At 44.5% G+C, this 12,760-nt stretch carries 14 protein-coding genes and 1 pseudogene; 10 read left to right on the top strand and 5 right to left on the bottom strand.

From position 1 onward, the window contains the following. Window positions 1-19: 19 nt before the first annotated feature. Window positions 20-1,081, bottom strand: coding sequence for a ribosome small subunit-dependent GTPase A (gene rsgA / locus ACFW2W_RS26105; RefSeq protein WP_378184758.1), 1,062 nt, complete (start codon window positions 1,079-1,081; stop codon window positions 20-22). Between the two features lie 439 nt (window positions 1,082-1,520). Between rsgA and ACFW2W_RS26110 the strand changes: the two genes are divergently transcribed. The 7 genes from ACFW2W_RS26110 (at window position 1,521) to ACFW2W_RS26140 (ending at window position 6,803) form a co-directional block, all read left to right on the top strand. After that, window positions 1,521-1,745, top strand: coding sequence for a hypothetical protein (locus ACFW2W_RS26110; protein ID WP_378184760.1), 225 nt, complete (start codon window positions 1,521-1,523; stop codon window positions 1,743-1,745). Window positions 1,746-1,804: 59 nt separating this feature from the next. Next, window positions 1,805-1,987, top strand: a complete 183-nt coding sequence (locus ACFW2W_RS26115) for a hypothetical protein (RefSeq protein ID WP_378184762.1) — start codon at window positions 1,805-1,807, stop codon at window positions 1,985-1,987. Window positions 1,988-2,204: 217 nt separating this feature from the next. Continuing rightward, the gene (locus ACFW2W_RS26120; protein WP_378184833.1) at window positions 2,205-2,765 is read left to right on the top strand and encodes a CDP-alcohol phosphatidyltransferase family protein; all 561 of its coding nucleotides are present in this window, start codon (window positions 2,205-2,207) and stop codon (window positions 2,763-2,765) included. 402 nt (window positions 2,766-3,167) lie between these two features. Then, a complete protein-coding gene (locus tag ACFW2W_RS26125) occupies window positions 3,168-4,394 on the top strand; it encodes a hypothetical protein (RefSeq protein WP_378184764.1) in 1,227 nt (408 codons plus the stop codon). 180 nt (window positions 4,395-4,574) lie between these two features. Further along, complete coding sequence (locus tag ACFW2W_RS26130; RefSeq protein WP_378184766.1) at window positions 4,575-5,036, top strand: hypothetical protein; 462 nt, start codon at window positions 4,575-4,577, stop codon at window positions 5,034-5,036. Between the two features lie 108 nt (window positions 5,037-5,144). Further along, window positions 5,145-5,939 carry a sulfite exporter TauE/SafE family protein gene (locus tag ACFW2W_RS26135; protein ID WP_378184768.1) on the top strand — a complete coding sequence of 265 codons (795 nt, stop codon included), beginning with the start codon at window positions 5,145-5,147 and terminating at the stop codon, window positions 5,937-5,939. Between the two features lie 117 nt (window positions 5,940-6,056). Continuing rightward, on the top strand, window positions 6,057-6,803 hold the full coding sequence (locus ACFW2W_RS26140; RefSeq protein ID WP_378184770.1) for a phosphatase PAP2 family protein: 747 nt from the start codon (window positions 6,057-6,059) through the stop codon (window positions 6,801-6,803). Between the two features lie 16 nt (window positions 6,804-6,819). Here the strand turns inward: ACFW2W_RS26140 and ACFW2W_RS26145 are convergent, their stop codons facing one another. Together ACFW2W_RS26145 and ACFW2W_RS26150 are read right to left on the bottom strand one after the other, a co-directional pair. Continuing rightward, window positions 6,820-8,016 (bottom strand): AbrB family transcriptional regulator, encoded by a 1,197-nt coding sequence (locus ACFW2W_RS26145; RefSeq protein WP_378184772.1) that lies wholly within the window; start codon window positions 8,014-8,016, stop codon window positions 6,820-6,822. 502 nt (window positions 8,017-8,518) lie between these two features. After that, window positions 8,519-8,677: a hypothetical protein gene (locus tag ACFW2W_RS26150; protein ID WP_378184774.1), complete on the bottom strand. Its 159-nt coding sequence runs from the start codon at window positions 8,675-8,677 to the stop codon at window positions 8,519-8,521. A 28-nt stretch (window positions 8,678-8,705) separates the two neighbouring features. Between ACFW2W_RS26150 and ACFW2W_RS26155 the strand changes: the two genes are divergently transcribed. After that, window positions 8,706-9,878: an RNA-guided endonuclease InsQ/TnpB family protein gene (locus ACFW2W_RS26155; protein WP_378184776.1), complete on the top strand. Its 1,173-nt coding sequence runs from the start codon at window positions 8,706-8,708 to the stop codon at window positions 9,876-9,878. A gap of 107 nt (window positions 9,879-9,985) precedes the next feature. Here the strand turns inward: ACFW2W_RS26155 and ACFW2W_RS26160 are convergent, their stop codons facing one another. Both ACFW2W_RS26160 and ACFW2W_RS26165 read right to left on the bottom strand, forming a co-directional pair. After that, on the bottom strand, window positions 9,986-10,399 hold the full coding sequence (locus tag ACFW2W_RS26160; RefSeq protein ID WP_378184835.1) for a YidH family protein: 414 nt from the start codon (window positions 10,397-10,399) through the stop codon (window positions 9,986-9,988). Between the two features lie 372 nt (window positions 10,400-10,771). After that, a complete protein-coding gene (locus ACFW2W_RS26165) occupies window positions 10,772-11,302 on the bottom strand; it encodes a hypothetical protein (protein WP_378184778.1) in 531 nt (176 codons plus the stop codon). Between the two features lie 54 nt (window positions 11,303-11,356). On the opposite strand from ACFW2W_RS26165, the pseudogene ACFW2W_RS26170 reads away from it, so the two are divergent. Further along, window positions 11,357-11,650: pseudogene (locus tag ACFW2W_RS26170) on the top strand (LysR substrate-binding domain-containing protein); the annotation flags it as partial. A gap of 271 nt (window positions 11,651-11,921) precedes the next feature. Beyond that, a complete protein-coding gene (locus ACFW2W_RS26175; RefSeq protein WP_378184780.1) occupies window positions 11,922-12,614 on the top strand; it encodes a pentapeptide repeat-containing protein in 693 nt (230 codons plus the stop codon). Window positions 12,615-12,760: the final 146 nt, after the last annotated feature.

A 12,760-nucleotide genomic window follows, 5' to 3' on the forward strand; every position in this document is an offset into this window, starting at 1 on the left:
TTTGAGTAACGGTTTCTAATTAGCGTTTTGGATTGTTCCTCAGAGCTTTATGGATTTTTTTCCATTTTTCCTTCTCGGCTAAAGACGCTTTTTGATCTTGTTTCCGGTTATTGTATTCAAGCTCTTGTTGAAGTTTTTGGTAGTTCCGAAAACGCTGCTTATCTAGAGTGCCATCAAGCAAAGCTTGTTGCACTGCACAACCGGGTTCTGTTTCATGTTGGCAATCGCGGAAGCGACACTCTGTAGCAAGCGTATTGATATCAGTAAAGGTTTCTTGAAAGCCTTCACTTCCATTCCACATCTGAATTTCTCGCATTCCCGGAGTATCGATCAGCAAACCCCCAGAAGGCAAAATAATTAACTCTCGATGTGTTGTGGTGTGGCGACCTCGATTATCTCCTTTGCGTACTGTTTGAACTGCTTGAATGTCCTTTTTAGCTAATTGATTGGTAATGGTCGATTTCCCGACTCCCGAAGAACCAATCAGCGCTACCGTTTGTCCTGTGCTGAGATAAGGAGTCAAGGCATCAAGTCCTTGGTTCTCAATCGCACTCAAGCTAATAATGGGTACGCTAGGAGCGATCGCTTCTACTTCCGCTTTTCGTTGCTCAACTTCATCGCACAAGTCGGCTTTATTCAAAATGATGACTGGATTCGCTCCACTTTCCCAAACCAAAATTAGATAACGTTCGATTCTTCTGAGATTGAAATCCCGATCCAATCCCGAAACCAAAAACACCGTATCAATGTTGGTGGCAATTATTTGCTCATCTGTTTGTGCGCCTACAGCTTTTCGAGAAAATTTGCTTTTTCTGGGCAAAATTTCATGGATATTTGCTCTTTCTTCATCGTCAATGATGCTGACGACTACCCAATCTCCTATCGCTGGAAAATCTGTTCGTCGCTCGGCTTGGTAACGCATTTTCCCCGTTACTTCTGCCGACAATTCTCCAAACTCGGTGTAGAGAAGGTAGGTATTTTTTTGCTCTAGAGCAACTCGACCAACAGTATATCCTTGTTGAAAATAGCTGTCAAAGTTTTTCGCAAAAAAACGATTCCAGCCTAACAACTCTAAATTCATTGAAGTTTCCTCTATGGGTACGGTTATTGACCGCCAAACTCACAGAGGAATCGCGTAAATTATTCGCGTACATCAGAATAATTGAATGAAAAGCTCTGTGAAGATGGGGTGTTGCGTCTGAATGGTTGTGGCGGTCTTAACGGCTACACGCTCTAACATCACTCTTCCTCCTTAGATACTTTTCAATAATTTCCCGGTCAAGGGAACTGTAGTATAATACTACAAGTAGTTGCAATTGGCTGAAGGTAGTTTACAAAACTTACCAACGCACGCCGAACCGTTGTATTCAATCGTGTTGTTTGCTGAGTTTATCTTAATCGCTCTTGAGTTCTGAGAAATCACCCGGTCGGGTGAGCCGGGAGGAAGTCGGGGATCTGAACTGCTGGCATACAACTCAAATAGGATTGCTATATCAGAGAGGGCGATCGCTCTCCTGGTGATGAAATTCGTTCGTGTAGAGAAAGCCTCATGGAGAGGCTCCGGAAGCGATCGCCTTTGCCAAAGCGTAGACAAGGCGAAAAAGACTTCGCTATTTTCGCACGCAATGCGTCAGCCAATTTTGCAACTGACCCCTTCTCAAGCCGCAGCCACTACGAAAAAACTAGGTTTACAGCCACCAAGCGGGCGCACTTTTCAAAAACTGGTAAGCGATCGCTCCCTCTAAATCTGGATTCCCATAAAACTAAGGGTAATCGAGAACTTCACCCCCACAGGCATCTACCAATGATGGAAATCCTAGCTTACATCCACACCGCGATCGCCTACGAAACTGCCACCAGCACACCCCTCAACCGCCTGGAACGCCACGAACCACTTCCCTTGCCTTTGGGGACAAACGCGAGATCCAGTCATGTAGCAGCGAATCAGCAGTACGAGATGCAAGCGATAACGGTGCTTCCTTTTTAGCGATTACCCATTCATTTTCTAACCGCTACACATAAGCTTCTTCTTAGCCTCCTTTTTTAAGGGGGGCTGGGGGAAGCTGATGTGTAGCTTCACAAAAGTGAAATGGGATGAGCGATCGCGTCTTTATCATCACACGCCTACTGATTACTTCAATAACATGAACAACATAAATACAATCGAACACTCCCAACGCGATCGCCAAAAATATTCATCCTTAATGCTGCAATCTATTCCCTTTTCACTGGTCATCATCCGCCTTTTTCTAAGCCCTTTGCTATTATGGGATGCCATTGATGGCACAACCAGCACCTGGTTCATCGTTGGCTTTGTACTTGCCTTTCTTTCAGATATTTTTGATGGCGCGATCGCCCGTCGAATAGGTGTCAGTACCGCTTCTTTGAGGCAAGCCGATAGTTTGGCTGATGTTTGTCTTTATCTATGTATCGCAATCAGTGCATGGCTAGTGCATCCTGATCTAGTAACTGCATTCTCAATCCCATTGAGCCTAATAATCTTGATGCAATTAATCTGGTTGGTAGTCAACTTGGCGAAATATGGAAAACCTGCCAGCTATCACACTTATTCAGCCAAAGCTTGGGGAGTAACGCTGTTCATCGCCACAATTGCTCTATTCGGTTTTAATTATGCCGGAGTTACTCTATTCATCGCAATTACTGTAGGTTGCATTCACACGGTAGAAGAAATTGCTATGACACTAATTCTTCCCACTTGGACGCATGATGTACTGAGTATTGTTCATGCGCGAAAGCTACTTTAGTGTAAAGAATAGTGCTTTCAGCCTGAGAAGATAGGTAATTGATAGGACTTTTGAAATCCCTGTAGGCGGGTTTCGTTTATATAGCTGCAACTTCAGTCGCCCAGATAATATCAGTGGTTTCAGTTTTTGAAACCAACTCTTTAGATACCCTAATCCCAATGCTATAAAAATAGGAGGTTATGGCAATCGGATTTTAGTCGTGATTTTTTTATAATAAAGTGCGTTAAGTGCGTTCAAAACCTAGAAACGCAAAACGGCACTGCGCTAACGTGCCTCTACGAATCAGAGAAAACTCAATTTGGAACATAAGTTTTGCAGTCACGTCTCAAATAATTGTAGAAAGTTCAAGCAAGCATCAAACTTCTAAACTTGAATTTTATGAGCTTTGGAGCAGCATTAATCATGGAAAAAATGACTCAAAAGATAAATCATAAAAAATGGGTGATTGCTACTTTAATTTTGTTAACTAGCAGCTTATCTTTATCTTTATGTACTGCTTTAACCCTAAAAGAAGCTGCTGTCGCCGATCCCGCCAGACAACTATCCAAGGAGGAAAAGTTACCTTCTTCTGTTGCCAATGCCGTTTTGCGAATGGCATCTCAACGCACGGGGTTACAAGCGTCGCAACTACGCATCGTTAAGTATAAACAGATTTACACGAACGGCTGTTTAAATCTGCCGCGTCCGGCTGAAGGTTGCACCAAAATTAATATGCCTGCTTGGGAAGTCACTGTAAAAGCTAGGCAACAAAGCTTAGTTTATCGTAGCGATCGCAACGGCTCTCAGATTAGATTAAATGAAGCCGCTAGCAGCATCGTTGATGCCAATTTGCCTAAATCTGTTGTTAGTGCCGTTTTGCAAGATGCCACCCAAAACTGGGGACTACCAGCAAACACCGGACGCATTATTAATGCTAAACAGGCAGAGTGGGCGTATGGTTGCGAAGTTTCAACTTTTCCCTATCCTTGCGATCCGATTGTAGTGGAAGGTTGGCAAGTCACCATTGAAAGCGGACAAAAACGCTGGATTTATAATACTGACAAAGTGGGTTCCCAGGTTCAGCTTTATCAAAGGCAGATCCCGACAAATGACGCGAAAAAATTGCCTCCTGCGGTTGCCGAGCAAGTTTTAAAGTTAGCATCTGAGCATTTAACCTTACCAATCTCTCAACTTCTGATTACAAAAACTCAACAGCAAACTTGGTCTAATGGCTGTTTAGGTCTTCCGAGTCCTGTAGAACGATGCAGAGGCGATATTACACCAGGTTGGCGCGTGACGGTGGAAGGCAAACCGAAGCAATACCAAGTTTATCGTACCGATAAATCTGCTGACCAAATTAAGACAGAAGCAATAGGCGAAATGCCGCCACGCAAAGACTCTTTACCTAATTTCATTGCCAAGGTGGTATTGCAGGATGCTAGTAAGCGGTTAAAAATACCAACTTCTCAGTTATACATCCTCGAAGGTCGAGGGCAGACGTGGTCGAATACCTGTTTTGATTTGCCTGGTACGGAAAATAGCTGCGCTCAAGCAATGATCCCAGGTTGGCAAGTCGCTGTGGATGGCAACGGGAAAACCTTAGTTTATCGCCTCGATCGATCGGGTTCTCAGTTCAAAGTCGAACGGTGATGAGTGTAGTTGATTTGGAGAGTAAGTAGGCTACGCCCCGCTACGCTAACACGCCTCACTTTCACACCATAGTTAGATATTTCCAAAAAACTATAGCTGGTGTCCCTTCCGTACTAGACTTTTGATCCGTATCAGATTAAATTAAAACTACGGCAACTCTAGCGGGATAGTGGACTTTGCATGGACAACGCTAAAAGACCCAGTAGTGAGCTGACCCTAGCAGGGCAAGTAACTTCTGAGCATTTGCAACCAGCGGCTCAACAAAGTTTCCAGGAAGGTTGGTTCAAAAAGCTCAGAGGCGGATTCCTTCTGGTCATTGGATATATGCTGTCACCACTCTGTTGGTGGAATGACCTGTTTTTCAATCTGCCAATTGCTTATTTTTTTGGGTATATCTGTAGTTGGCTTTCCCCAGATTTACTTCTGCCTTGCTCAATCGTCGGGTACTGGCTTTCTAACATTGCGGGAATTCTCTTGATGCAAGTAGGGGCTGTGGATGTTTTTAGTGGGGAACCCAAAGAGCGTAACTTTAAAAAAGAGTTATTGACAGGTGTAGTCTCCTCAAGCGCCTACACTCTGGTCATTCTGGCATTGATACAGTTTAAGATTCTTGATGCTCCTGTCTTATTCCCCGGTGGCTAATGGGGATTTATGGGCGGCGAATGTTGCTTAATCGCCGCTAGCACTAATGTCAAAGTTTACCTCTAGTTAGAGATTCAGCATTTTAACCACCTGTGTAAGGACAGCAGTATGGACTATCTATTACTACCGTTCCTCAGTTTTGTCGTGGGTATCATTGTTGGTTTAACGGGAATCGGTGGAGCATCTCTGATCACTCCGATGTTGATTTTTGTGTTCCACGTTCCACCTGCGATCGCAGTGAGTTCCGATGTAGTAGCTGCCACATTGATGAAGGTGATCGGCGGCTTTAAACACTGGAAACAGCAAACGCTTGACCTGCAAGTTGTCAAATGGTTGGCTTGGGGAAGTGTTCCTGGTTCACTAATCGGAGTAGGAATTTTATACCTGATTAAGCGTAATGGAACTTTAAACTTAGATTACATTCTGCTACGTGCGATCGGGCTAATGATACTGCTTGTCACCTTGTTGGGATTCGCACAATTGTCGCTGAAAAATTTTGTCCCGAAGTTGAAGTTACCTGAGCCGCCTAAGTTTGACTTAAACACTCAGTTGGGTCGAATTTTGACCCTCAGTGTAGGAGCAATTTTAGGCTGTCTGGTAGGATTAACTAGCGTGTCTTCTGGTGCGATGTTTGCAATTGTCTTGATTACCTTTTTTCGCCTCGACGCGCGTAAATTGGTTGGCACAGATATTTCAGCAGCGATTTTATTAGTGTTTACTTCCCTTGGATACCTCTGTCTTGGGACAGTAAATTGGAGTTTAGTATTGCCAATTTGGTTAGGGACAGTACCAGGGGTTTTGCTAGGTGCTAAACTCTGCAAGATTACTCCTCAAGGCGCACTCCGGCTGGTAATTTACGTGATTTTAGTAGGGGTAAGTTGGAAGTTAGTTTATCAAGCGTGAGCTGAGTTTTATTTGATAGATGATAGCAAGTGGTCTTCACCATTAGGGTGCTACTATCTCAAAACACAATCAATAATTTTTTTTCGGTTTGTACACATTTAAAGCTATTTTTTGTGAATGTTTAGTTCTAATTTGTGGAAGCTTTCTTTATCTTTCCTAAGTTTTCTCGAAAAGCTGCTCGTCGCTTATTGGCGTTCTTTGCTACTGCTGTTGATAGGAGTGTGTTTACCAATGCTGGTTTTTGAGGAACTTGCATTAGTGGTATGGCAGAATCAAGGCGGTTTCTCCTGGGATGAAAGTCTCCTGCTAGCAGTTCACAAGATAGCACAGCCACAACTAGACGTTTTTGCGGAAACGTTAACCAAGTTCGGAGTATTTTGGGGCGTATTTCCAGTTGCTACTTCAATCTCATTAGTGTTGCTGCGCCTTAAAAAGTGGCGATCGCTCGCCTATTTGCTAACCACTCTATTAGGGAGCATTTTGATCAACCGCACCGCCAAACTGTTACTGCATCAAGTGCGTCCCAACCTATGGGAGTCAATCTCCCCAGAGTTTGATTACGCATTTCCCAGCGGTCATGCTATGTCCAGTATGACCTTGATCGCTGCTTTAGTCATTTTGACCTGGAATAGTAACTGGTGCTGGTTGGTGCTGGTTGTGGAGAGCGTATTCGTATTAGCGATCGGTTGGACGCGACTATATCTGGGGGTTCACTTTCCCAGTGATATTTTGGCAGGATGGATGGTTTCAATTGCTTGGACAATTGGTGTTAGTCTGCTAATCAGACCACATTTAACAAAACCGAGTACTGTTCGTGAAGATGAGCTAACTGTGGATGAAGAGCAATCAATAGCCCAAGGTTAACACCGTAGCAAAGGAATTATGGCATTGCTGATTTGGGTGATATAGTTTTAAGCTGATCTGCTACGCTATCTTGATTTTTTGTAGAACGGCGTTCTAGATAGCAAATTAAAGACACCAAACCTGGAAGACATATATTAATAGTCATTAGTCGAACTAGATGACCTGCGGTTACAATCTCAACATTGTGATGTAAAGCCAAAGAGATCAATATCATTTCTGGAGAGCCTCCTGGAGATGTCACCAGCAAACACGTTAGCCAGTCCCAGGGCGCGATCAACATAGCAATTCCTGCTGAAATGAATCCTGCCAAAAAGGTCATGGCGACAGGAACCGAAGCATAGGCTACTGTAAGCCTTCCCAGCTTTGGGTTCATTCCCCAATATTCACCGATTGTAATTCCCAATAGAATTTGACCAATTAAATTAAATAAAGGGGGTAGATTAAAATCGATATGGGATAAAAATGGCAGTAAATTTAGCAACGAATCAAAACCAGCACCAACTATTATTGAACAAAAGAAACCAGCAACAGGAATTTTTAAATAACTGCCTATTTTAACTGTTGATAATGTTATAAAGAGCAATAAGAATAGTAAAGATAAGTAGTTTAAATCTATAAAAAATAAATTTTCAGTAACGGAATGAATTATCGCACTAATGTCATGAGGATTAGAAACATTAGCAACGATCGGTATAACAATAATAATCGCCGTAAACCGTATTAACTGAACGAGAGAAACAAGTGAAATATTTCTACCATAGTCTGCTGCTATACTTGCCATAATTCCTATATTTCCGGGAACCGTAGCAAGCATGGCAGTTAGTAAGTCTGTTTTTTCAATACGTGAATATATATAACCAATAATTCCACCACTGAATAGTAAGAATAACGTTAAAAATAGAAAAATATGTAATTGAGAATAAATAGTTAGTAGATTACTGTGTTTGAGAGAAAATCCTACAGTAAGACCAACAATAATCTGTCCAAATTTCCTTGAATTACGATTAGGTTTAGATTGATTGTTATATAGATGATAGAAATAAAACACCAAGGCACCAGCAGCAATACCCCCAAGTATCCAAGCCCCTCCACCCGCCCCAAGTGCAATCAAGGTCAGACCACTTAATAAAGCAATAATTATTTCTATACCAACAATCAAATAAGTGGTAGTAAATTTACTAACCCTAGATTTCTCCAAACTAATTTTTATCACAAAACCTCCAATTTTTAATCATTACTTTCTTAGGCTTTGAAGTACAAATAGCATCCCAGAATGCCTATGAAAAGTGCATTTATTACTAGACATTAGAGCCTATCCTAAAAATAATTGACGGTGAAAAATATCTGCGTAGCGTGCGGTAAGGTCTAAGGCGCTATATCTCAGGACTTACGCAACATCAGACATCTGGGGACAACCACAGGGGGATTGAACCCGAAAAAACGCTATATGTATAAGCTTTGCGTAAGTCCTGATCTGCATTTATCTGCGGTCTAAAACTGCTAAAAATGACTTTTCCCATAGGCTCTCAATGGGTTACTTAAACTCACATCTTGCACCTGGCGGTTGAAACCGCAGCTACACAAACTCGCACCGGCTCCCGACAGGTTACAAAACCCTTGATTTTCGGTTAGTCCGCGCTTTTGGGACGAGGAGATGCAATAGCCTCAGAATTCCATTCTGAAGGCTTGGTGCAAGATGTGAGTTAAACAAAATCTCAGTTATACTCCACGCTGGCGGTGGGATGAAAGGCTTTCGCGATGACGAACTGTGCCCTTGACCAAGGTGAAGCGTAGCTGAAACGCGAGATTGGGCAGGCGTGAGGAATTGTCAATCCCTGAGAACTTAAGGGTGCAGAGTTGTCGTATACTTGCATTATTTACGTGAGTGAGTAGAGCGTAAATATGTTGGTACTGGAGGCAAAACTGAAGGGCGAAAAACAGCAGTTCGAGTTGCTCAATGATGCAATTCGCACGGCTCGATTTGTCCAGAATTCTTGTCTGCGGTACTGGATGGACAACCGGGGCACCAATAAATACCACCTGTACAAACTCTGTGCATTGCTTGCTGCAAATGTCGAATTCCCCTGGTGCAAGAAGCTCAACTCCCAAGCCCGTCAAGCTCACGCCGAACGTGCCTGGGGAGCCATTTCGCGCTTCTTTGAAAACTGCAAAAAGCAGATTCCCGGCAAGAAAGGCTATCCCCAATTCAAACGCCCTCAAATCCGCGCTTCTGTGGAATATAAAACCACAGGCTGGAAGCTGTCCGAGTGCCGACAGTTCATCACCTTCACCGATGGATTCAAAGCCGGAAGGTTTAAGATGTGGGGCACTCGTGATTTGCACTTCTACCAGATTGATCAGATCAATCGAGTCAGAGTGGTGCGGCGCAGTGATAGCTATTATGTTCAGTTTTGCCTGGACGTAGAGCGCACTGAAGACCGAGAGCCAACCAAACACACAGTTGGATTGGATGTAGGACTGGCTCATTTTCTGACCGACAGTGACGGCAATCAGGTCGAGAATCCACGTCACCTGCGTCATGCTGAGCGGCGATTGAAAAAGGTTCAGCGTCGCGTGTCTCGCAAGCAGAAAGGGTCTGCAAACCGCAGAAAAGCCGTCAACCGTTTGGGTAGAGCGCATCTCAAAGTTCAACGTCAACGTAAAGACTTTGCCTGTAAGTTGGCAAGGTGCGTAGTGAAGTCTAACGACCTCGTGGCGTATGAAGATTTGAAGATTCGCAACATGGTCAAGAATCATCACCTGGCTAAATCGATTAGTGATATGGCTTGGGGTGAGTTTCGCCGTTGGGTGGAGTATTTTGGCAAAGTGTTTGGAGTCGTCACCGTGGCGGTGTCGCCCCAATACACGAGCCAAGACTGCTCGAACTGTGGTGAAAGAGTCAAGAAGGCGTTGAGTCAGAGAACGCATCTTTGTCCGCACTGCGGATATGTTGCAGACCGTGACCATAATGCTGCTATCAACATCTTGAATAAAGCAATCAGTACGGTGGGGCACATCGTAACTGCTGCGCCAGACGCAGAAAACGCCTGTGGAGAGTCCGACCTCTCTCGTTGAATTGGCAACAATTGAGCATAAGTCGTCTCGTTGAAGCAGGAATTTCAAAAGAGCAATCTTTGGAATCCCCCGCTATATCGGTACGCCGAGCGAGCGGTGGGAGGATGTCAATCAAGTATGACACTACTTAATGATTCAATTGGAACTGTGAAGACGTAGTAGATAACCCCAGCTCCCAAGGTGAGTACGGCAAGGCTAAACAGAATCACCCAGCGATCCGCAGGTTCGTATGTATCCTCATCAATGTCATGTCGAACAGCGAAGTAGTGCTGGGTTGACAGCAATACCGTTACCAAACCAACTAAGGAAAACACTAAACCTAACTTCCACCCATTACCAGGGGGTTGAGGCGCAAGAGGTGGACGGAGGAGACGAAGACGGACGATCAGAACACCAAATCCCATCAGCGCGATCGCACTCCGCATCCATGCTAGGTAGGTGCGTTCATTTGCCAAATGATCCCGCACTCGCTCGGAAGTCCGTCGTTTCGGTTTCTCTAGTTTTTCTGTCCTCACATTTATAGGTTTAAACAATAGCTGCACACGATACCACCCTTAATTATTAGTTTAGATGTACAAATATGCACAAGCTTTATCGCTTCAGAAGCACTTTGAACCAGAACCCAATCTTCCAGAAAATTTTATCAGGTCTATAACAATTCTCGTTTGGATGCAGTACAGTTTTTTAACCCCACCCCAATCCCCTGTTCGCTTGCAAAGAGGGGAACAGGGGGGTGAGGTTCCGAGTATATTGCAACGAAGTGAGAACCGCTAGATTAGCCAGAGTATGATAGCTGTTCAACAGTTTATCTCTTGTAGCTTTTCATACCCTGGCGGTCATTCTGCTACTCTTTAGAGGAAAAACGCCTAAAGTGCTAAACAGGCGTGAAAAATTTAATCCTCGATTGGTGCGTTAGGAATTTGCGCTTCCACATCCGCTGACGACAAGTTAGGAATAGACCAAGTACCCTCACCTGCTTTGAAAACTTTCGCAGCAGGAACGTTGAATTCAACTGCACCAGTTTCTGGATTAGTTTTAGCCACTAATTGGGTTCCAGCGACTATTTTGAGAGCTACAGGCTCCCCTAATTCTTGTCCTTGGGTGTCACCAGGGGTTAAGCCAGCTACTTTGACACCACTTGCCAAGTAAACGCCATCACAGTTCCAATCATCGTCCGTGACTTTACCATTCCCCAGGTAGTAGAGAGTACTTGCTTGGGAAAAGTTAGCTTTTTTGGCTTTATGAGCATAGACAGCCAATGTCTTCCCGGTTTCATTGCGGCACTGCCCCCAGTCTGCTGCTGTCTCTAAGATATATTTTTGCAGTTGCAACTCACCGAGCTTCTGTTGTATTTCCTCTGGTGTATAACCGGAATTATCGGGTGCGTCCTTTGCTTTCAAGAGGCTGTCAAGAGATTGAGTCACCTCAGTGTAGTCAGGACTCTGGGTAAGTTTCGGTCTGTCTGCCCAAGAAGGTTGAGCGATCGCTTACAAATTGTCGTGGGAAAGTCTCACCCCTGGTTTGGGCTTGCAGAGATTTCCGTAACAGAACTTTCTACAACCAGTTGGGTAATGCGAGAGTCTGGCTCTGGAGCGCAGCAAATATTTGAGCAAGCCTTGCAAAATTGGGGAATCGATCCCACCCAGTTAAATGTAGTTTTAGTATTGAACAGTAGCGAGATGGTGAAGGCAGTGGTTGAAGGCGGTGTCGGTGCAGCCGCGATTCCTGAATCAATGGTGGAAAAAGAGCTACAACTCTCTACACTGCACGCGGAATTTCCCCTTCCTTAGGGGGGATGAGTGCCTCTCGCTAACTTTTACAGCAAGAACGCGACAAGTAAGAGCAAACAGCGCTTCGCTACAGACTCAATACATTTCGGTTCAGGTTTTGATGTATTGCAACCCAAGCGACCAGCAATTTTCAGTCATCTAATACTGGGAAGGGCAACAGGAGCGCGATCGCCCCTAGAGGTTTCGGGGTCTAATTATTTCACCCCAAAAGAAGCATTCGTTCAACGGGCAACGCCTGCTAGGGTAGTGATAGATGAGCGATCTAGATCGATACTACAAAGTGCTGGGACTAGAGCCTGGAGCGTCACTCGAAGAAGTGAACCAGGCTTATAGGGACTTGGCTTTTATTTGGCACCCCGATCGCATCCCGAAAGATAATCCTCGGTTACAGCAAAAAGCTCAAGAAAAACTCAAAGAGATTAATCAGGCACGCGATCGCTTGCGGTCAATTCGACCGAGCGAAAAGAATCGAAATGCCGAAGCTCCGCCACGCGATCGCGCTCATCCACCGAGTTCTTACTATCAATCTAGTTACTCCTATCAATCACCGCCTCAATCTCCCCATCAGACTCCTAAGCCGCATTCCGACTTGAGCGGAGCCAACTTGAGCGGAGCCAATCTCAAAGAAAAAGACTTGTCAGGAAGAAATTTGAGCAATGCCAACCTCAGCAACGCCAATTTGAGCGATGCCTTTTTGCATAAGGTGAATCTTCAGGGAGCCAACCTAGAAAAAGCGAATCTTTTTAGAGCCAACCTGCTGCAAGCGAACCTAAGCAATGCTAATTTGCGGGAAGCTAACTTAATTGGAGCCGATCTCAGTGGAGCCGATTTGAGGGGAGCCGATTTGAGGGGCGCTAAGGTTGGCTCGCAAGACCGAATCCTGGTTAAACTGACTGGAGCGAACTTAGCGGGAGCAATCCTACCCGATGGCAGCATCCACGCTTAGGAAATTGCCCCCTCTGTGTTAACACAGAGGCGTTTGGGGGGTGAGGTTTCGGCTAACCCCACCTCCTCCCCGCTCTTCAAGGGACGCCAAACTCTTTACAATATTAAGTAAGGTTAAAACGTTTATCACAAAATAGAGTCAGAATC

The sequence above is a fragment of the Coleofasciculus sp. H7-2 genome, from assembly GCF_042747725.1.
In the GTDB taxonomy this organism is placed as follows: domain Bacteria; phylum Cyanobacteriota; class Cyanobacteriia; order Cyanobacteriales; family FACHB-T130; genus FACHB-T130.

Coding starts and splice junctions, on each gene's coding strand:
- rsgA (WP_378184758.1), bottom strand. CDS start 1,081: ATGAATTTAGAGTTGTTAGGCTGGAATCGTTTTTTTGCGAAAAACTTT.
- ACFW2W_RS26135 (WP_378184768.1), top strand. CDS start 5,145: ATGGACTATCTATTACTACCGTTCCTCAGTTTTGTCGTGGGTATCATT.
- ACFW2W_RS26110 (WP_378184760.1), top strand. CDS start 1,521: ATGAAATTCGTTCGTGTAGAGAAAGCCTCATGGAGAGGCTCCGGAAGC.
- ACFW2W_RS26155 (WP_378184776.1), top strand. CDS start 8,706: ATGTTGGTACTGGAGGCAAAACTGAAGGGCGAAAAACAGCAGTTCGAG.
- ACFW2W_RS26140 (WP_378184770.1), top strand. CDS start 6,057: ATGTTTAGTTCTAATTTGTGGAAGCTTTCTTTATCTTTCCTAAGTTTT.
- ACFW2W_RS26130 (WP_378184766.1), top strand. CDS start 4,575: ATGGACAACGCTAAAAGACCCAGTAGTGAGCTGACCCTAGCAGGGCAA.
- ACFW2W_RS26150 (WP_378184774.1), bottom strand. CDS start 8,677: ATGCAAGTATACGACAACTCTGCACCCTTAAGTTCTCAGGGATTGACA.
- ACFW2W_RS26120 (WP_378184833.1), top strand. CDS start 2,205: ATGCTGCAATCTATTCCCTTTTCACTGGTCATCATCCGCCTTTTTCTA.
- ACFW2W_RS26175 (WP_378184780.1), top strand. CDS start 11,922: ATGAGCGATCTAGATCGATACTACAAAGTGCTGGGACTAGAGCCTGGA.
- ACFW2W_RS26115 (WP_378184762.1), top strand. CDS start 1,805: ATGATGGAAATCCTAGCTTACATCCACACCGCGATCGCCTACGAAACT.
- ACFW2W_RS26125 (WP_378184764.1), top strand. CDS start 3,168: ATGGAAAAAATGACTCAAAAGATAAATCATAAAAAATGGGTGATTGCT.